Annotated in this window: 13 protein-coding genes; 12 read left to right on the top strand and 1 reads right to left on the bottom strand. The window is 47.3% G+C overall.

Annotation, left to right across the window (positions count from 1 at the left end; genetic code table 11):
• The first annotated feature begins 5 nt into the window (after nucleotides 1-5).
• The 4 genes from OB236_RS01980 to clpB all read left to right on the top strand — a co-directional run bounded on the left by OB236_RS01980 (nucleotide 6) and on the right by clpB (nucleotide 5,606).
• Complete coding sequence (locus tag OB236_RS01980; RefSeq protein WP_262682423.1) at nucleotides 6-1,079, top strand: amidohydrolase family protein; 1,074 nt, start codon at nucleotides 6-8, stop codon at nucleotides 1,077-1,079.
• A 57-nt stretch (nucleotides 1,080-1,136) separates the two neighbouring features.
• The gene (locus OB236_RS01975; protein WP_262682421.1) at nucleotides 1,137-1,544 is read left to right on the top strand and encodes a Rieske (2Fe-2S) protein; all 408 of its coding nucleotides are present in this window, start codon (nucleotides 1,137-1,139) and stop codon (nucleotides 1,542-1,544) included.
• A gap of 405 nt (nucleotides 1,545-1,949) precedes the next feature.
• A complete protein-coding gene (locus OB236_RS01970) occupies nucleotides 1,950-2,906 on the top strand; it encodes a DnaJ C-terminal domain-containing protein (RefSeq protein ID WP_262682419.1) in 957 nt (318 codons plus the stop codon).
• Between the two features lie 30 nt (nucleotides 2,907-2,936).
• Nucleotides 2,937-5,606: an ATP-dependent chaperone ClpB gene (gene clpB / locus OB236_RS01965; protein ID WP_262682417.1), complete on the top strand. Its 2,670-nt coding sequence runs from the start codon at nucleotides 2,937-2,939 to the stop codon at nucleotides 5,604-5,606.
• 143 nt (nucleotides 5,607-5,749) lie between these two features.
• Here clpB and OB236_RS01960 read toward each other — a convergent pair whose 3' ends face one another.
• Complete coding sequence (locus OB236_RS01960) at nucleotides 5,750-8,065, bottom strand: AraC family transcriptional regulator (protein ID WP_262682415.1); 2,316 nt, start codon at nucleotides 8,063-8,065, stop codon at nucleotides 5,750-5,752.
• 348 nt (nucleotides 8,066-8,413) lie between these two features.
• On the opposite strand from OB236_RS01960, the gene OB236_RS01955 reads away from it, so the two are divergent.
• The 8 genes from OB236_RS01955 to OB236_RS01920 all read left to right on the top strand — a co-directional run bounded on the left by OB236_RS01955 (nucleotide 8,414) and on the right by OB236_RS01920 (nucleotide 19,313).
• Nucleotides 8,414-9,937: an extracellular solute-binding protein gene (locus OB236_RS01955; RefSeq protein WP_262682413.1), complete on the top strand. Its 1,524-nt coding sequence runs from the start codon at nucleotides 8,414-8,416 to the stop codon at nucleotides 9,935-9,937.
• Nucleotides 9,938-10,027: 90 nt separating this feature from the next.
• Entirely contained in the window at nucleotides 10,028-10,981 is a 954-nt protein-coding gene (locus OB236_RS01950; RefSeq protein ID WP_262682412.1) for an ABC transporter permease, read from the top strand.
• A gap of 27 nt (nucleotides 10,982-11,008) precedes the next feature.
• Complete coding sequence (locus OB236_RS01945) at nucleotides 11,009-11,890, top strand: carbohydrate ABC transporter permease (RefSeq protein ID WP_076228064.1); 882 nt, start codon at nucleotides 11,009-11,011, stop codon at nucleotides 11,888-11,890.
• Between the two features lie 48 nt (nucleotides 11,891-11,938).
• Nucleotides 11,939-13,054 (top strand): glycoside hydrolase family 88/105 protein, encoded by a 1,116-nt coding sequence (locus tag OB236_RS01940; protein WP_262682409.1) that lies wholly within the window; start codon nucleotides 11,939-11,941, stop codon nucleotides 13,052-13,054.
• A gap of 138 nt (nucleotides 13,055-13,192) precedes the next feature.
• Entirely contained in the window at nucleotides 13,193-14,227 is a 1,035-nt protein-coding gene (locus OB236_RS01935) for an alpha/beta hydrolase family protein (RefSeq protein ID WP_262682407.1), read from the top strand.
• Nucleotides 14,228-14,493: 266 nt separating this feature from the next.
• Nucleotides 14,494-15,372 carry an NAD(P)-dependent oxidoreductase gene (locus tag OB236_RS01930; RefSeq protein WP_262682405.1) on the top strand — a complete coding sequence of 293 codons (879 nt, stop codon included), beginning with the start codon at nucleotides 14,494-14,496 and terminating at the stop codon, nucleotides 15,370-15,372.
• Between the two features lie 81 nt (nucleotides 15,373-15,453).
• Nucleotides 15,454-16,719: a nickel-dependent lactate racemase gene (gene larA / locus OB236_RS01925; RefSeq protein ID WP_262682403.1), complete on the top strand. Its 1,266-nt coding sequence runs from the start codon at nucleotides 15,454-15,456 to the stop codon at nucleotides 16,717-16,719.
• Nucleotides 16,720-16,982: 263 nt separating this feature from the next.
• Nucleotides 16,983-19,313, top strand: coding sequence for a helix-turn-helix domain-containing protein (locus OB236_RS01920; protein WP_262682401.1), 2,331 nt, complete (start codon nucleotides 16,983-16,985; stop codon nucleotides 19,311-19,313).
• Nucleotides 19,314-19,320 lie beyond the last annotated feature (7 nt).

The following is a 19,320-nucleotide window of genomic DNA, read 5'->3' as shown; positions in this document are numbered from 1 at the left end:
CAACTATGAGCACGGTCCTACACAATGACAATCAGGAGCAGGCAGTCGGGGTGGGAATTATAGATTGTGATGTTCATGTTCATCCGCTCCATCCGGATGTGATCAAAGCGTATTTGTCGCAGCCATGGAAGCATCGCTTTCAAATTTGGCAGAATACGTATTACAAAAGTCCTGTAGAGCCGACGCAGACAGTACCGCCGGGCGGTGGCAAGCCGGGTACCGACGTGGATTTCCTGCGTATGCAGTTACTGGAGGGCTGCGGTATTGCAACGGCGATTCTGCTGCCGCGTGCCTCTACATCGATATTTCATGATCCGGACCACGCTTCAGCGGTGGCAACCGCCTATAATCACTGGCTTTCAGAAACATGGCTGGGTACGCACAATGCAGACGGTGCTTTCAAGGGCTCGATCACTATCGCCCATCAGGACCCGGCCGCTGCCGCCAAGGAAATCGACCGCTGGGCAGGCAAACCGCATTTTGTGCAGGTGCTGATGGACTCGGGAGCGCGGGCACCCTTTGGTCAGCGGCAGTATTATCCGATTTATGAAGCGTGTGCCAGACACGGGCTTCCGCTTGCCATTCATCCAGGAACGGACGGAATGGGGACGAACATATTGGCCTCGCAGGGGTATCCATCCCATTTTCTGGAGTACTATGCAGGCGTTTCCTTTGCCATGCAGACGCACCTGCTGAGCCTGCTGACCGAGGGAGTATTTGAGCGCTTTCCGGATTTGAAGATTGTATTTACCGAAGGCGGTGTGGCCTGGCTCCCGGCTTTGATGTGGAGGCTTGATCAGGAATATAAAGGACTGCGCTCGGAAATTCCATGGCTGAAAAAACGCCCAAGCGACTACCTGCGCGATCATGTGCGTTTGACTACCCAGCCGTTGGAACGGCCGGTATCGGACCGGGATCTCCAGGACTTGCTGTCGATGTTCGATTACGAGCATATGCTTTTATATTCCAGTGATTATCCGGATGAGCACTTCGCTTCACCCGACAGCTTGTCATTTCTGGCTCCAGATATCCGTTGCAAGCTGCTGTCAGACAATGCGAAGCAGCTGTACCGCTTGTAGAGACAGAGACCCGAAGGGTAAAGGCTAAATCATGTCAAAAGGAGAGTCGAATTTCTTATGAGCAGACATGCGGTGTGTCCCGTTCAGGAGCTGCAGGTCGGCGAGCGGAAAATTGTTACGCTCGAAGGTCGTTCCATCGGGGTATTTAATATAAAAGGTCAGCTGTATGCGTTGAAAAACAGCTGCCCCCACCAGGGAGCCGAGCTGTGCGTGGGGAAAATTCAAGGCATAATGCTTCCCTCCGATCCAGGGGAGTATCACTATGGACGTGACGGTGAAATTGTCCGCTGTCCATGGCACGGCTGGGAATTCGATATCACCAATGGCAAATCGGTATTTGATCCGTTCAAATGCTTGGTGAAAACGTATGAGGTTGAGATTGTGGATGATCCAGTGGAAGAGATTAAAGGTGTGGAAACGTATGCTGTTGACGTCGAATCCGGCTGGATTGTCGTCACGGTTTAACAGTAGAAACGGACCTGACTGCGGCTACTACTGCCAGTCAGGTCCTTTTCCGGTTGAAAGCGTAATAAGACAGAAGCCTATATGCTGGTGATCTTTAAGGTCAAAGAAGGTCAAATAAACAGAAAGTCCATGATTTGGCAATCATTTTGCCGGAAAACCGATGTATTTTGAGCTATACAGCCGATAATCGCTTTTGATTCTTTAGGCAAGTAAGCTTATAATAAACATATACCAGAAAGTTAGATGAACTGTGAGTGGCGGCTGCAGGGTTACGGGTAACCACAGTGAAATTGTAAATACAGCGATTTGGGGCACATTAATGGTTACTGTAACCGTTCAATCGTGCCCTTTTTAATAGATATGGTTTGACCTTTATTGACCAATTTGATATGGGGAGTGAAGGCTATGAGCCCTACCAAGGATTTCTATAAGATACTCGGTGTTGACCGTAAGGCGACAAAGGAACAAATTAAAAAAGCCCATAAAAAAATGGCCAAAACTTACCATCCCGATGTGAATAAAAGCCCTGAGGCGGAAAAGAAATTCAAGGAAATACAGGAAGCTTACGAGGTCCTGAGCAATGAAGAATCCAGAGCCAACTACGATCAATACGGTGATAGCTGGCAGGATCGAGGCCGTGCCCAGCAAGGTGGCTATGAAGACTTTGGACAAGCGGGCGGCTTTAATTTCAATGGACAGAACTGGGGAGGAACATCTGGAGGTGCCACCTACCAGACTGGAGAGAGCGATTACGGTGATCTGTTCAGCCAATTTTTTGGCGGAGCTGCTGGTCGTGGAGGCCCGGCGGGTGGTGGTTTTTTTACGAACGAGGACAGATTTGGTACAGAGCAAGTGGATGAAGAGGCATCGCTGCTTCTTACGTTAGAGGAAATTACAAAAGGCGGCAAGGTCAGGGTACAGGTTCAAGGTAAGGAGATTGGCGTTACGCTGCCTGCTTCCATAAGTGATGGACAACGTATTCGTCTCAAGGGCATGGGCGGAACCTATAGGAATGGCAGCAAAGGCGACCTGTACATTACGCTCAAATTCAAGCCTGATCCTGTATTCGTCGCAGACGGCTTCAACCTGACTGCCCGTCTTGAGACTGCTCCTTGGCATGTGGCGCTCGGTACTGAAGCAAAGGTCAAGCTGCCGGATGGCGGCATGCTTAACGTTAAGGTGCCTGCCGGAATCAGCACAGGGCAAAAGCTGCGGGTTACCGGCAAGGGCTTGCGCAAGCCGGATGGCAGCTTCGGAGATTTGTATGTCGCTGTGCAGGTGACGGTACCTAAGGCAAGCTCGGAGAAGATACAGCAGCTGTATCTTCTCCGAGCTTGCACAAGAGCAATCCTTCGAACCTAAATTTATGACTTTATGAATGGGGGAAACAACATGGATTTTAATCGTTTTACACAAAAAGCTCAGGAAGCGATTATCGCAGCCCAGCAGACGGCAATATCGCGCAAGCATCAGGAAATTGGTTTGACGCATCTGTTATGGGCACTGCTGGATCAGCAGGAGGGCCTTGCGCCGCGGCTGCTGCAAAAGCTGAATGTGCCTATTGAAGCGTTCCGCTCCCGTTTGGAAGAACAGCTTGGCCGTAAGCCGAGAGTAAGTGGACCCGGCGCGGATACGATACGGAATTATTTATCTCCGGCTTTCGACCGAATTATACAGGACGCAGAAAAGGAAGCCAACTTACTGAATGATGACTATTTGTCGATCGAGCATTTATTGCTCGCACTTCTTGAAGATAAACAGGAAGCCGGGGGGTTGTTTCGTTCCTTCGGTGTGACACGCGAGACGCTGCTGAAAGCATTGTCCGAGGTTCGTGGGCATCAGCGTGTAACGAGTCAGGAACCGGAAGCTACCTACGAAGCGCTGAGCAAATATGGCCGTGATCTTGTTGCCGAGGTGCGGACAGGCAAGGTTGACCCTGTAATCGGCCGGGACGCCGAAATACGTCGTGTCATTCGCATTCTCTCACGTAAAACCAAAAATAATCCGGTCCTGATCGGTGAACCCGGAGTCGGGAAAACAGCCATCGTTGAGGGACTTGCCCAGCGTATTGTCAAACGTGATGTCCCGGACGGCCTGCTCGACAAAACGATTTTTTCACTGGATATGAGCTCACTCGTTGCCGGTGCCAAATACCGTGGGGAATTCGAGGAACGGCTGAAGGCTGTACTTCACGAAGTAAAGGAAAGTCAGGGGCGCATTTTGCTCTTTATCGACGAACTGCATACGATAGTGGGAGCGGGTAAAACCGAAGGTGCTATGGATGCAGGCAATATGCTGAAGCCGATGCTGGCGCGTGGTGAGCTTCACTGTATAGGTGCAACCACATTGGATGAATATCGTCAATATATCGAGAAGGACCCGGCGCTTGAGCGTCGTTTTCAACAGGTGCTTGTCAGCGAACCGGATGTGGAGGACACGATTTCGATATTGCGTGGATTGAAGGATCGCTTTGAGCTGTACCATGGTGTGAAAATCCATGATAATGCGCTCGTGGCTGCAGGTGTTCTATCGAATCGCTATATATCTGACCGCTTTCTGCCGGATAAAGCCATCGATCTGATTGATGAAGCCTGCGCGATGATACGTACCGAGATTGACTCTATGCCGACAGAGCTGGATGAAGTAACTCGGCGGATGATGCAGCTTGAGATCGAGGAGGCTGCTTTGCGCAAGGAAACCGATGCAGCGAGTCAGGACAGACTGAAGGTGCTTCAAAAGGAGCTTGCGGATTTAAAAGATCGGCATAACACATTGAAAGCCAAATGGGAAAATGAAAAAGAAACCATTCAAGGCATCCAAAGGCTTCGTAAGGAATTGGAGCAGCTCCGGATGCAGCTGCAGGAAGCTGAGGATCGCTATGATCTTGAAAAATCCGCAGAGCTGAGCTACGGGCGTATACCCGAGCTGGAAAAGCGAGTGAAGCAGGCGGAGGAAGAGGCGCGGGTGAACACGGACCATCGATTGCTGCGCGAAGAAGTTACGGAGGAGGAAATTGCCGGAATCGTTGCGCTCTGGACCGGCATACCGGTTAGCCGTCTCGTTGAAGGCGAGAGGGAAAAGCTGCTCCGTCTGGAGGAGCTGCTGCATAAGAGGGTTGTCGGTCAGGATGAGGCGGTTAATCTGGTTTCCGATGCTGTGCTGCGCGCGCGGGCTGGATTAAAGGACCCGAATCGACCCATCGGCTCGTTTCTGTTTCTTGGACCTACTGGTGTTGGTAAAACGGAATTGGCCAAAGCATTGGCTGAAGCTTTGTTTGACAATGAGGACCGAATTATTCGGATTGATATGTCGGAGTATATGGAGAAACATTCGGTATCCCGACTGATTGGAGCTCCTCCCGGTTACATCGGCTACGAGGAGGGCGGACAGCTCACAGAAGCGGTGCGTAGACAGCCTTATTCCGTGCTGCTGTTTGACGAGGTCGAGAAGGCACATCCTGAAGTATTCAACTCGCTGCTGCAGCTGCTCGATGATGGCCGATTGACCGATTCTCAGGGCAGAGTCGTTGATTTCAAAAATACGATTGTGATTCTGACCTCCAATATCGGGTCTGCTTATTTACTTGATGGTGCGGATGACAACGGAAATATTGCGAAGCAAGCGGAGGAAGCCGTCTTCCGTGAGCTGCGTCAGCATTTCCGCCCCGAATTTTTGAACCGGATTGATGATGTTGTCCTGTTCAAGCCGTTATCGCTTCATGATGTGGAGCAAATCGTCAGCAAGCTTGTACATGGCTTGGAGCAGCGCCTTAGTGAACGGCGGATTGAACTGCGCTTGACGGACGAAGCCCGTTTTCATATTGCGGTTGAAGGTTATGATCCTATGTATGGTGCAAGGCCATTGAAACGCTATATTCAGCGATTTTTGGAAACCAAATTGGCTCGTGAAATTGTGGCTGGCAGCATCTTGGACGGCTCGCGGATTGCAATAGGTGTCAGTGAGGGCCAGCTTGCCATTATTCACGAAGAAAAGGTCGCTTATCCTAACGATAGCGAGGCGGCGGCTGCAAACAAGGATGACCCGACAGCCAGCGTAAAATAATGGATAGATGGAGCTCCTCACAATTGCAGGTGCTCTGGTAATACAGCTGCAGCTTCATGCAAAAAGTCCCTGTCAGATTTTCTGATGCAGGGACTTTTTGTGTATTTGTGCCTGTCATTTTCCACGCTTTTGAAATCTGATTGTTAGCTTTCGATATTTCCGTACTTGCTTCGGTACTGCCCCGGAGTCATTTCCTCCTGCTTGCGGAAGGAGCGAATGAAATTCTGAGGGTTATTGTACTGCAGTTTTTGTGCGATGTCCTTGATCGGCATATCGGTTTCGATCAACCATTTGCGTGCCATCTGAAACCGATACATTAACAGATAGTCGCTGAACGTCATATCGGTTTCTTTTTTGAACACGCTGCTTAAGTAAAAGGCATTATAATGCAGCCGCAGGGCGCATTCGTCTAATGTTAGCTCGGTATCATATTCACTGTGAATCATGCTAATAATTTGCTCGGATAAATTATGGTATTGCGAGTCGCCGCGGTCACGGAACACTTGCAGCATCGGCTGCAAAATACGGGTGCGGAACCAGGATTCGATTTCTCCGCTAATATACAGCTGCAGCAGCTCCTCGTGCATCGAACGTCCTTCATGATGAATTTGCACCAAAGCAATACCGGATTCCTGTGAGACGATCATCAAATCGTTCAGCAGCCTGATCAACGAAATTTGGTATAATTGCGGTGTTTGATCCTTGCCCAGCACTTGAACAAGCCATTGCTTCAGCAGAGCATACGATTTGTCCTCATCGGCCAGCTTAATAGATTCGATCAGTTCATTTTCCAACTGCTTGGGATACGTGTAAATTAAGGTGTGCTTGCCCGAATTGAGATTTTCATACGGGACGACGATACCTTGTCCCAGCTTGAGCCGCTGCATCAATGCCTCCAAGCCTTCGCGGTAAGCGCGGGCACTTTTGCTCGCACTGTCAAAAGGCAGACTTAAGCCAATACTGATCGATAAACCGAGATAAGTACGAATATTTTGCTGAATGGATTCGGTAAATTGGTAAACACGGTCCTTGAAAGAACCCGTCTGTGAACCCTTGAAGCCGATCAGGGTGACCTGAGTCTGGTCAAAAATCACAGGCGTCAATCGGTTTTCCGCAGGCACGATTTCCTCAACGATATTATTGATGGCAAACATCAAGAGATCCAGATCATTAGCGGTAAAACGGGTTTCCTCCAGTGAATCGATCTGAAGCGTCAATACAATCATCTGATCCCAGCCATCAATCAGCTCCGCATAACCATAAGCTCTGAGCCGATCTTCGATTTCCGTTTTGACGACATTGTCCTGATACATATTAATGAGAAAAAAACTGCGGACCTGCTGGGAATGCCGGTTGATTTCGACTTTCAGATTCGAGTTGGAAGCAAATAGCTGCTGAATATGCTCCTGGATAACCTGAAACTCATTACGTTTGACAGCATCCCACTCCGGTAGGCCCTCCGAAATCGCTTGAAGAATACGCCGCATCGGATTATACATGTTTCGGCTTCCGTACCAGACGAAGATCACGCATACGGCGAGAATGAGCAGGCAAGCATACAAGGTAAACCAGCCAATGGCTCGTGATTCCTTGGTAAACTGACTCATTTCCGTGAACGATACATAGATCCAATTGTTCAAATCCGATTTGACATAAGTGACTGAATAAGAACCGGTGGTTGTGTTGGTTTCAAATTGTTCACTATTATTGGCGAAATGGGTAAGCTCGTTCTCATTGATATACCCGGTTTCCATAATGGATTTACCAATCAGGGTTTCGTCGGGATGAACCATGATTGTATGGTTTTGGTCCATAATCATAAAGTGGCGTGCTGTCGAATCCGATTCCATCATACTGGCAAGGCTGCAGACCGGAATCGGAGCAAAAAGAATGCCTCTTTTGTCGGACAGCAGCAGGGGCAGCTTTTTGACCAAAATCACGGTATGGCTGCATTTGTTGCTCTGCGTGTCCGGGGAACCCAGATTGCTGTTCTCGTGCAGGATCCAGCTTGAATTGTTCGGTAAATTCATAAAGCTTAGCAGATGTTCCGTTTCTTTAAATTTATTAAGCTCGTACAAGCCGTTGTTGTTAATCAACCATTTATCGGCCGCATTAAGCAGAAGTACATCCGTTACCTTCATATCGAACGATTGAATATGCCCAAATTCACGACGGAGGCTATTATAGAGCTGAAAGTCGTTATAATCCATTTGACGGAATAGCGCGTCCTGCATTAAGGTCGAATCCGCCATATGATTGAGTGTATAATCAAGCGTTTTCAAAACTTGTTCGATATTCCCTTTCATTTGCTTCATAATAAGCGTATTACTTTGATTAACCTGATGCTGAATTGAGCTTGAGGACTCCATATAGGAAAGCATACCGAGCAAGAGCACGGGTACAATGCAGAGGACACATCCAAAAAGGATCAGCTTCGTCAGCAGGCTTTGTTTGTTCATAGATCGGCGACTCCTTTATGAGAAGTTGTATAAGTGATATAGAGATTATTTGTGCAGGTTCGGTGAATCGGGAATGCTGTGCGATCGAAATAGGCACCCGATCGTAGCTGTATGTAATAGTAACAAATACAAGCCGTATCTCCAATAATCATTTTGCCGGAAATAATCATTATATCAGATTCAGCATGTAGATAACAGGTTTTACCGCGTCACACCAGCATTAAGCAAGCCTGCAAAGCCAATGATTATAGACGTAACGGATCAAAGATTATAGTCTGAGATTGTCACAAACAGCTTGAAATGTTCAGCGACAACCACACTGACAAATGATAATGGGGGACCGAACAAATGATGAATAAACGAGTATCGATGGTTATGGCAGCTGCATTATCACTTACCGTAGCGGCTGGATGTGCATCCAGTTCAACGCAGCCCGCTGCTAATGATGGTAAGAACGCCGCTCCAGCAACGCCCGCAGGACCTACGAAAATTTCAATCATGGCTTCACTCAAAATTCCAGAGGTACCAACGGATACAATCCAAAAGCTGATCGAAGAAAAAACCAATACAAAACTTGAAATTCAATGGGTTCCAGATGGCAGCTACGATGAGAAGATGAACGCTTCAATGGCGACAGGCACACTACCGCAGGTATTGTACTTGAAAAACCCGTCCTCGCTGATCTTGTTGAAGGATGCCATCCGCAATAATCAGTTCTGGGAGGTAGGTCCACTACTTAAGGACTATCCGAATTTGAATAAATTGCTTCCGACCATTCTGAATAACACATCGGTTGACGGAAAAATTTATGCGTTGTATCAAGAGACTCCATTGTCACGCCAAGGTGTTATTTATCGGAAGGACTGGGCTGATAATCTCGGTCTGGCTGCTCCCAAATCTACGGATGATCTTTATAAAATGCTAAAGTCTTTCACGGAAAATGATCCTGACAAAAACGGCAAAAAAGATACGATCGGTCTGGCTGACCGTAATGATCTGATCTACGGAGCCTTCAAAACCGTATCCTCCTACTTCGGTACACCTAACAACTGGGGCGAGAAGGACGGCAAGCTCGTACCGGAATTTATGTATCCTGCCTATATGGACACGCTGAAATACTTTTTAAAGCTTCATAAAGAAGGCTTGATTAATCAGGACTTCCCGGTTACAAGTAAAACCGATCAACAAAATCTGTTCCAGACCGGTAAAGCGGGCGTTTATATTGGATCGATGGCTGATGTTATTTCCCTGAATCAAAAAATGGCAAATAAGGATTCTAAGCTTGATGTGGCCAATCGTCTGGCAGGTCCGGACGGCAAAACCGGCATTTGGTCCATCCCTGGCTACGGCTCAGCCGTATTCTTCCCGAAATCCGCTGTAAAAACAGAAGCCGAGCTCAAAGGGATCCTGACGTTCTATGACAAAATGATGAGTCCGGAATTGACGAACCTGATTTACTACGGTATTGAAGGCAAGCATTACACGTTGAAGGATGGTAAAGCACAGGTTTCGGAAGACTCCAAAATGACAGACCGCGATGTGAAGCCTTATCAGGCAACGATGATTGGTGGACAAAGCACGAATGGCATGCTGACGGGTTACTTTACTTATGATGCCAAAGCAAAAGCTGAGGATCTGATTGTCGACAATAACAAAATTCTTATTAACGATCCAACCGCACCTCTGGATTCCAAAACCTACACCGAGAAGGGTGTTCGTCTGCAAGATATTATCAAGGATGCAACCTATAACTTTATTATTGGCAAGATTGACGAAGCCGGCTTCCAAAAAGAAGTAGACAGATGGAAAAAAGAAGGCGGAGACAAAATTATCGAGGAATACACAGCTGCTTATCAGAAAGCGAAGAAATAATTTAAACTTTAATTCTCTATGAAGCTGGGGGCCTTCCGGTCTGAGGATGGCTCTCGTGCTTGTTGTACTTAAGGAAAGGAGGAACCTGCGATGAATGACACAATTGTCTCCAATCAAGTCCAAATCAAACCGAAATCAAGCTCGAGCCTTTTGCAGCGAGTTATCAAAAATAGAGCGATCTACCTGATGATCTTACCGGGGTTCCTGTTTTTTATCATTTTCAAGTACGTCCCGATGTGGGGACTCGTTATTGCTTTTCAGGATTATAAGCCATATTTGGGGATTACGGGAAGCAAGTGGGTAGGATTCGACAACTTCCAGAGACTGTTCGAGGAACCGGCATTTTTTAGAATACTTGCCAATACTTTGATCTTGTTCGGGATGAATTTATTGTTCTTTTTCCCGGTGCCGATTTTACTTGCCTTAATGCTTAACGAAGTGCGGCACAGCGGATTTAAACGGACCGTGCAAACGTTGGTTTATATACCGCATTTTATGTCCTGGGTCATTATCGTGTCGATTACATTCGTTATGCTTTCGATGGATCGGGGGATCATTAATGAAATGCTGGCTGCGGCCGGATACGATAAAATTAACTTTTTGCTTAACGCCTCATGGTTCCGGCCTACTTATATTTTACAGGTAATCTGGCGCGAAGCGGGCTGGGGAACGATTATTTATTTGGCGGCGATGGCGGCGATCGATCCTGGATTGTACGAAGCAGCCAAAATGGATGGTGCCGGACGCCTTCGTCAAATATGGCATATTACGATTCCTTCGGTACGCGGAGTTATTATCGTGCTGCTCATTTTGAAAATCGGTGATGTGCTGGAGCTAGGATTTGAACAGGTCTACTTGCTGTTAAACTCAGCTAACCGTGAAGTGGCGGAAATTTTTGATACGTATGTATACACCGCAGGCTTGAAGCAAGGACAATACAGCTTCAGCACCGCTGTCGGATTCTTCAAATCGATTATCGGCCTGATTCTCGTTATGAGCGCTAACAAATTAGCCAAAAAAGCCGGCGAGGATGGCATTTATTAAGTCAACATGGAAAGGAGACAGAGCCTTATGCAGCAAGATAAATCGATGAGCAGTCGCTTGTTTGATGTGATGAATTACGGACTTTTGGCTATTATAGCTCTGGTGATGATTCTACCGTTCATTCACGTGGTAGCGGGATCATTCACGACTGCCGAGGAGATGGCGGCCAGACAATTTGTTATTTTTCCGACCGTCTTTTCGTTGAATGCTTACAAATACATTTTCTCGACGAATACGATTCTGCGTTCGTTGGGGGTTTCAATCGGAGTTACATCGGTCGGCACCGTGATCAGTATGTTTTTAACGGCCTTGATGGCGTATGGCTTGACTCGACGTGATCTGGATGGACGGAAAGTGATCATGTTCATGGTCGTATTTACTATGCTGTTTCATGGCGGGTTAATTCCAACTTTTATTACCGTAAAAAACATGGGTTTAATCGATTCCTACTTTGCTTTGATTATTCCTACGGCTATTAATGCGTTTAACTTGATCATTATGCGTAATTTTTTCCAAAATATTCCTGATGGTCTGGAAGAGTCAGCCAAAATGGATGGCTGCAGCGATTGGGGTATTTTGTTCCGAATTGTACTTCCGCTGTCGATGCCTGCCATTGCGACGATTTCGTTATTTTATGCGGTGACCTATTGGAATACGTATTTATCCGCGATCCTCTATTTGAATGATAATGCGAAGTGGCCGGTACAAATTATTTTGCGGCAAATTGTTATTTTGGCAAGCGGGCTCAGTGCAGATTCTTCGGGCTTTGATGACGGTTATGCAGCACCACCGGAACAGACAATCAAGATGGCCGTTATCGTGGTAGCTACGATTCCTGTGTTGATCGTGTATCCGTTCTTGCAAAAGCATTTTGCCAAAGGTGCATTACTCGGTTCGATTAAAGGCTGATCTTATGATTCCATTTACTATTCACTTACTACCCGAAGGGAGCTCATTATGAACACTACCGACACTACATTTAACCGTACAGAAGCAACACCGATCGATTGGGCCAAAGCGGCCTGCGATTCGCTCGTGTCCAGCTTTGTGCCAGGAGAGCTTCCTCCAGCCAATCGCTGGCATTATCACCAAGGCGTGTTTTTGCAAGGTATGCTCGCTCTGTGGGAGCATACGAAGGACGCGAAGTATTTGTTGTATCCCAAGGCATATGTGGATCATTTGATCGACGAGCAGGGCAACTTCTATTTCAGTCGGGATGAGCTGGATGCGATCCAACCGGGACTTTTGCTGTTCACGTTGTATAAGCATTTTCAAGAGCCTCGTTACCGGATTGCTATGGAAAAGCTGCGGCAGTTGTTCCGTACCTTGAATCGTACCGCTGAGGGAGGATTCTGGCATAAAGACAAGTATCCATACCAAATGTGGCTGGATGGCTTATATATGGGCGGCGTGTTTGCGATCAAATATGAGGTCGAGTATGGTGAAGCCGGACTAATTGAACAAACCCTGCATCAAGAAAAGCTGATGCGTACGTATATGAGTGATCCCGCAACAGGACTGCTGTACCACGCATGGGACGAAAAACGGCAGACGCCTTGGGCGAATATGGAAACAGGCTGCTCACCGGAGTTCTGGGGCAGATCGCTTGGCTGGTACGGACTGGCTTTGGCTGATTTCCTTGACGCTTTGCCTGCTGATCATGAGTCACGCGAGCAATTGACGTTATCGTTAGGTAACTTTGCTACGGCACTTGCCCGCTATCAGGATGAAGCAAGCGGATTATGGTATCAGGTTGTAGATAAAGGTGATCGTCCTGAGAATTGGTTGGAAACGTCAGGCTCAGCCTTGTTCGTATATGCGATTGTCAAAGCAATCAAGCATGGCTATGCAGATGCAGATGGAAGCTTGACCAAGGCAGCTAAGCATGGTTATCAGGGCTTGGTTAACCGGATGAAGTTCGATGAGCAGGGACGTTTTGTTATGCCGGATATTTGCATCGGAACCTCAGCGGGAGACTATACGAATTACATGACAAGACCTGTTTGTGAAAATGATCTGCATGGCGTAGGTGCATTTGTGCTGACATGTGTTGAAATGGACGGAATTTTTTAGCATACTGAATAGGTGAAGGAAAATCATACACTATGTGTACGGAGCCAGAATAGCTGCTTCTATCCGTTAGGAGTGAATGCTGGGCTCGCTGAAAGTAGTGCGTCATGGAAGGAGTTGTCTTTCATCTGGAAGCCTGATTTGTATTTGGAAAAGCTGTATGCGGAGACGGAAGTCATACGCAAGAGGAATGGAAGTGATTCTCAGGATCAGGAGCAGCTTCGCAATAAGCTTGCAACAGCTCTTGGCTCCTTCGAAGCGTTGGATGGCACACAGCCTGCGCTTGATCCTGTACTTCTGGAGAGCACCGATCTGGGTGATGTTATCCGGGAACGCGTTGAGTACTCGTCTGCTGATGGACTTCGGGTTCCGGCCTATGTCCTAATCCCGAAGAAGCATGGCAATGGGCCTTTCCCTGCGGTTCTGGCCTGGCATGGACATGGCTATGGCAGCCGGGAGGTTGTCGGACTTCTGCCTGATGGCTCAGAGGATACCGGTGCCTTGGGGATTCATCGTCATTTTGCTCTGGAGTTGTGCCGAAGAGGAATGATCGTCATCGCACCGGAAATTGTCGGATTCGGTGACCGTAAGCTGACCTGGGATACCGAGCAGAACCCGGACACGCCGAACTCATGCTTTCCGATTGCTGCTGCACTGCTGCTGGCAGGTAAAACGATTGCCGGACTGAGAGGATATGAAGCCATCCGTTCGGCGGATTATTTGACAACACGGACAGATGTTGATGCCTCCAGAATCGGATGTATGGGCTTATCGGGCGGTGGTATGGTTGCCTCGTTGTCTGCGGCATTGGATCAACGGATTCAGGCTGCTGTTATTTGCGGATACAGCAACACGTATAAGCGCAGTATTTTATCAAGACGGCATTGCCTGGATAATTACATTCCTGGTATTTTATTGCATGCGGAAATGCCGGAATTGATCGGATTGATCGCGCCGCGAGCCTTATTTATTGAGTCCGGTATTAGCGATCCGTTATTCCCGATCGATGCGACTGAAGTGACGATTGAGCGAGTAAGCGGCATTTATGCTTCGATGGGTGTACAGGAGCGCTTTATTTCTGATTTATTCGAAGGCAGACATGAGATTAGTGGACGACGTTCATTCGATTGGCTGGCAGAGAGATTAAGCGCTGGCGGGAGAGCAATCAGCAGTTGATGTATAATGTGGACGGCCGTGCAGGTCGTCTTTTTTTTGTTCATATTTGTGATTACGCGGATTTTGTCGATAGGACTTTAACGATTAATCGATATGGAGTTAGACACATTTTGATACTTGGCGTTGGATTTAGCTCGAAGTATCCATAACAACAAGACATTTTTTGATATCCTGCAGCACTTTTGGCAAAAACAATAAATGTCGCTACCATCTGCTGCCAACTTCTATTAAAATAGAGAAGAAGGTTACAAAGGAGGAATTTGGATATGGGTTCAATTAAACAAGGTGCTGCAATCGGCTTCATCGGTACGGGTGTCATGGGTCAAAGTATGGTCAAAAATTTAATGAATGCAGGATATAAGCTGCATGTATACAGCAGAACCAAATCGAAAACCGATCAATTGGTGGAAGCTGGCGCAGTATGGCAGGAAACACCGGGAGCTTTGGCCCGTGAGGTTGACGTTGTGATCACGATGGTTGGTTTTCCAAGCGATGTTGAAGAAGTATATTTGGGTGAGCAGGGTATTCTCCGTCATGCACAATCAGGCACTTACCTGATCGATATGACGACCTCCAGTCCTTCACTTGCCAAAAAGATCGAACAGGAAGCGAAAAAAGTGCAATGCTATTCTCTGGATGCTCCAGTTTCCGGTGGTGATGTGGGTGCTCGTGAAGCTAGATTGTCGATCATGGTTGGCGGTGAGCAGGATGTATTTGACGCGGTCCTGCCGGTATTTGAAGTGATGGGCAAAAATATTGTCTATCAAGGACAAGCAGGCGCAGGTCAGCATACAAAAATGTCCAATCAAATTGCGATCGCTTCGAATATGATGGGTGTTTGTGAAGCGTTGATCTATTCGAAAAAGGCTGGTCTTGATCCGTCCACTGTGCTTAAGAGCATTGAATCGGGTGCTGCGGGAAGCTGGTCACTGAGCAATCTGGGACCGAGAATTATTAAAGGTGACTTTGAACCTGGATTTTTTGTAAAGCACTTTATTAAAGATATGGGAATCGCTATTGATTCAGCTGAAGAGATGGGGTTGCAAACACACGGTCTCAAGCTGGCTAAATCGTTGTATGAACAGCTGCAAGAGCTTGGAGAAGAAAACAGCGGTACACAGGCTTTGTACAAAATATACGAATAAGCGAGCATAAGCTGAATGGTCGAGGCTGGATTGTGTTCACGGCTCTATATGGCCTATACGAGTGTAAAGGCGTGATGAAGGATGGAAACCTTTTTACAATATGGAAAAGATGCTTTGCGGATTAATGTACCTGATCATTCCAAAGTCATTGAACCTTCGCACCTGGAGGGCTTGAAGGAGGATAAGGCTGCCGTCATGGAAGCATTACAGCATCCGATCGGCGTTCCTCCCCTGCGTGAGATGGTGAAAGCGACGGATAAAGTGGCTATCGTGATCAGCGATATTACAAGACCTACACCGAATCATAAGCTGGTTCCTTGGCTGATTGAGGAGCTGGCCCATGTACCGGCAGAGCAATTCGTCATTATTAATGGGACGGGCACGCATCGGGATCAAACAAGGGAAGAATTCGTGCAGATGCTGGGCGAGGAAGTCGTCGATAAGGTTAGAGTTATCAACCATCATTGTCACAACAAGGATGAGTTAGTCAACCTGGGGCGAATCTCGTTCGGCTGTGACGCATATTTGAACAAGGAGTACGTGGAAGCGGACTTTCGAATTGTCACCGGATTTATCGAGCCGCACTTTTTTGCCGGGTTTTCCGGTGGACCCAAAGGGATTATGCCTGGAATAGCAGGAATCGAGACGATTCTGACCTTCCATAATGCGCGGATGATAGGGGACCCGCTCGCAACCTGGGGGAATATGCAGCACAATCCTTTACAGGAGATGGCTGGCGAGGTTAATCGCTTGTGCAAGCCTGAATTCATGCTGAATGTAGCGCTGAACAAAGACAAGGAAATTACGCAGGTATTTGCCGGGGAGCTGTTCGAAGCCCATAAGCAGGGATGTGCTTTTGCCAAGGAGCATGCGATGGTTCCGGTTGAGCAGCGTTTTGATGTAGTCATTACCTCTAATTCGGGCTATCCACTGGATCAGAATCTGTATCAGGCGGTCAAAGGGATGAGTGCGGCACACAAAATTGTCAAGCAGGGCGGGACGATTATTGTTGCTTCCGAATGCTCGGACGGGATACCGGATCATGGCAATTATGCAGGCATATTACAGCTGCGTAAAACGCCGCAGGAGATCTTGGAGCTGATCAACGATCCTTCGTTTTCCCAATTTGATCAATGGCAGGTACAAAAACAGGCTGTTGTGCAGGTGTGGGCTGATGTATATGTGCGTTCCTCACTGCCGGACGGGCTGATCGAACAAGCGATGCTGAAGCCATCCGCTAATATTGATGATACGCTGCAGCAGCTTGCGCATAAATATGGTGAATCGATGAGCGTTGCTGTGCTGCCTTTGGGTCCCTTGACTATTCCTTACGTTAAGGGCGAGTAATAAGGTATGTTCAAAAGGCTTTCAAGATGAGCATTGGGGAAGCTATGCTGACCGAATGTTGGATCTTGAAGGCTTTTTGCGTTGTAAACCGTTATAAAGATTCTGAATTGCACCATAGAAAGCACATATGACAAGTATTGACGGTTCAACGCCGCCTTCCTTCTGGTTATAATCATGTAGTACAATAAGAGCAAGGCTAAAATACCGTCAAAAATGGACATTAGACATTGCGTGGAATCCTCCCGCAGTAGATGGAGGCAGCTATGAGCAACTGGATTAACCACTTGTATCGTGTATTATTTCCCGGGAAAGTAGAGCGGAGTGGTAAATATTTACATCGTTTAATTTGGGTAGGTTGTCTTTCGGTATGTATTCCCATCCTTGTAGCCGGATTATTATATTATCAGTTTGCTATGGAACGGACCAAGGAGCTTATTATAGATGAAAGCAAATCGTCACTGGCACTGACAAGAGACCGGGCGGAGCGTATTTTGCAAGGTATTGAAAAGGAGTCCCTTCAACTGGCAGCCGAACCGGTAATCAATGATGTATTTTCCAATCGGATCACAGACAAGCCATTGGTATGGCATTTGGAGCTGATGAATAAAATTACATTGGCTAAAAATGCAAACGATTTTATTAATGAAATCTACTTTTTCAGTACGCAGGAAGATGTGGTTCTGACGAATCAATATGGAGCCGTCGACCTTCATGAATTTAAATATAAAAACGATGTTGTGCAGTTGATGGCGGATAAAAACCCATTGAGATGGGTGTATTTGCCGGACAGTCAACAAAGTGGAATCATCACATTTTTCCGAAGATTGCCGGTAGCCGCCGCAGCTTCTTCACAAGGTATTCTGGCTTTTCAGATCGATGCCAAAGGGATTATGCGATTTTTCCCCGATGATACGAATTTGTTAATGAATGGAAAAGAATTGATTTTTGTTAGCTATCCGCACCAATTGGCTCAGTCCGGGAAGACAACAGCGGCTAACGCTATGAGTCTGGAGGATATGCCGGTCCTGAAAAAAATTAGCGAAGCGAGCAGCAGTATCGACAGCTTTTATTATACGGGTGCCGATGGCAAGGAAGCCCATTATTCCTACGTCAAAAGCTTGTTTGGACGCACCTATGTATCGGTAATTCCTCAGGAGCTGATTACGGAACGATTAGTCTGGATACGTGTGATTACGTTATTGGCCTTGACCTTTTTTATTATATTGGCCGTCATTTTTACCTATTTCAGCACCAAACGTGCTTATAGTCCGATTGATCAGCTTATTAAGCACAGTAAATCGCTTGGGGCAGGGCGTGTGCAGACGAATGAAAATGAATTTGACTACATTCGCGCCTGTCTGGATTATTTGAGCAAGGAGACGCAGCAGCTTGGCAGTTATATGGATAAGATCCAGCCGACATTGCGTGAACGGTGTCTGCAGCAGCTCATTAATGGCGATTACGTGCTTAGCAATTCCCTGATTCAGGACTGTGAAACGTACGGTCTGACAGTTAAATCCAACTATATGATCATGGTCGTCGAGGTGGAAAATGTGCTGAGGGAAACGCGGTTTTTGCCGGGCGATCAGCCGATTATTGCTTTCGCCGTGGCCAATGTGATTCAGGAGCTCATGGATAAAAACTCGGATTTGAAGGGTTATGTATTTCCGTATCAGGGTAAGGGGATTGCTTTGCTGCAATGGGATCATGATGTGGAGCAATCGAAGCTGCCAGAGAGGACGATTGAATTTGCCCAGACGGTTTGTGACTCTTTGAAAAACTTTCTGTCCTTCGAAGCATCTGTAGGGATTGGCCGCTGCTACTCGCATATTGCCGACGTTCCGGTTTCATACAAAGAAGCTGAGGTGGCCCTGCAGTATCGTATTTATCAGGACACGGCTTCGGTCCTCTATATTGAAGATCTGGAAAATTCGAAAACCCGCGCCATCTTCCGTTACCCGCGTGATTTGGAGGGAGCGATTGTCGATTCGCTATCCAAGGGCGAGCTGAAGCAGGCAGAGCAATCGCTGGAACGGTTCACCAAGGCGCTGCAAACATCACAATCAGTTAATTTTATTCACCAAAGCTACTCGGTGCTGCTATCTGCGATTATTACTTCTCTGGAAAAGCAGGGAGGGAGCATACTCGATATTCTGGAGCATAATCTTTTCGGACAACTGGAAAGCAAGCAAACCTCACGCGACATCATCGACTGGTTCAAGGAGGTATTGTTCCCGCTGCACAAGAAGCTGACCGAGGATTCGCTTAATGATACAGGACAGACTGCGATTTGGCAGGTGTGCCAATATATTCGCGAGCACTGCACGGAGGATCTGTCTTTGGTATACTGCGCCGAGCTGGTAGGGATGAGCCCTTCTTATGTAAGCCGATTGTTCAAAAAGGAAATGGGGATCAACTTCCTGGAATTTGTCGTGGAGTGCAAGGTCGAGGAGGCGAAGCGGCTGCTGCTGGAAACAGACCAAAGCATCAGCGAAATTGCCGCGATCATTGGCTACTCCGAACGTAACCTGACCCGCGTGTTTCAACGCAATATTCAGATGACTCCAGGGATGTTCAGGACGGCGTATCGGTAGTTGAATT

This window comes from Paenibacillus baimaensis, assembly GCF_025567575.1.
This window is presented reverse-complemented; position numbering and strand designations above follow the sequence as displayed.

Bases quoted from the DNA above. Each gene is read 5' to 3' on its own strand.
- OB236_RS01980 (WP_262682423.1), top strand. From the start codon at position 6: ATGAGCACGGTCCTACACAATGACAATCAGGAGCAGGCAGTCGGGGTG.
- OB236_RS01975 (WP_262682421.1), top strand. From the start codon at position 1,137: ATGAGCAGACATGCGGTGTGTCCCGTTCAGGAGCTGCAGGTCGGCGAG.
- OB236_RS01970 (WP_262682419.1), top strand. From the start codon at position 1,950: ATGAGCCCTACCAAGGATTTCTATAAGATACTCGGTGTTGACCGTAAG.
- clpB (WP_262682417.1), top strand. From the start codon at position 2,937: ATGGATTTTAATCGTTTTACACAAAAAGCTCAGGAAGCGATTATCGCA.
- OB236_RS01960 (WP_262682415.1), bottom strand. From the start codon at position 8,065: ATGAACAAACAAAGCCTGCTGACGAAGCTGATCCTTTTTGGATGTGTC.
- OB236_RS01955 (WP_262682413.1), top strand. From the start codon at position 8,414: ATGATGAATAAACGAGTATCGATGGTTATGGCAGCTGCATTATCACTT.
- OB236_RS01950 (WP_262682412.1), top strand. From the start codon at position 10,028: ATGAATGACACAATTGTCTCCAATCAAGTCCAAATCAAACCGAAATCA.
- OB236_RS01945 (WP_076228064.1), top strand. From the start codon at position 11,009: ATGCAGCAAGATAAATCGATGAGCAGTCGCTTGTTTGATGTGATGAAT.
- OB236_RS01940 (WP_262682409.1), top strand. From the start codon at position 11,939: ATGAACACTACCGACACTACATTTAACCGTACAGAAGCAACACCGATC.
- OB236_RS01930 (WP_262682405.1), top strand. From the start codon at position 14,494: ATGGGTTCAATTAAACAAGGTGCTGCAATCGGCTTCATCGGTACGGGT.
- larA (WP_262682403.1), top strand. From the start codon at position 15,454: ATGGAAACCTTTTTACAATATGGAAAAGATGCTTTGCGGATTAATGTA.
- OB236_RS01920 (WP_262682401.1), top strand. From the start codon at position 16,983: ATGAGCAACTGGATTAACCACTTGTATCGTGTATTATTTCCCGGGAAA.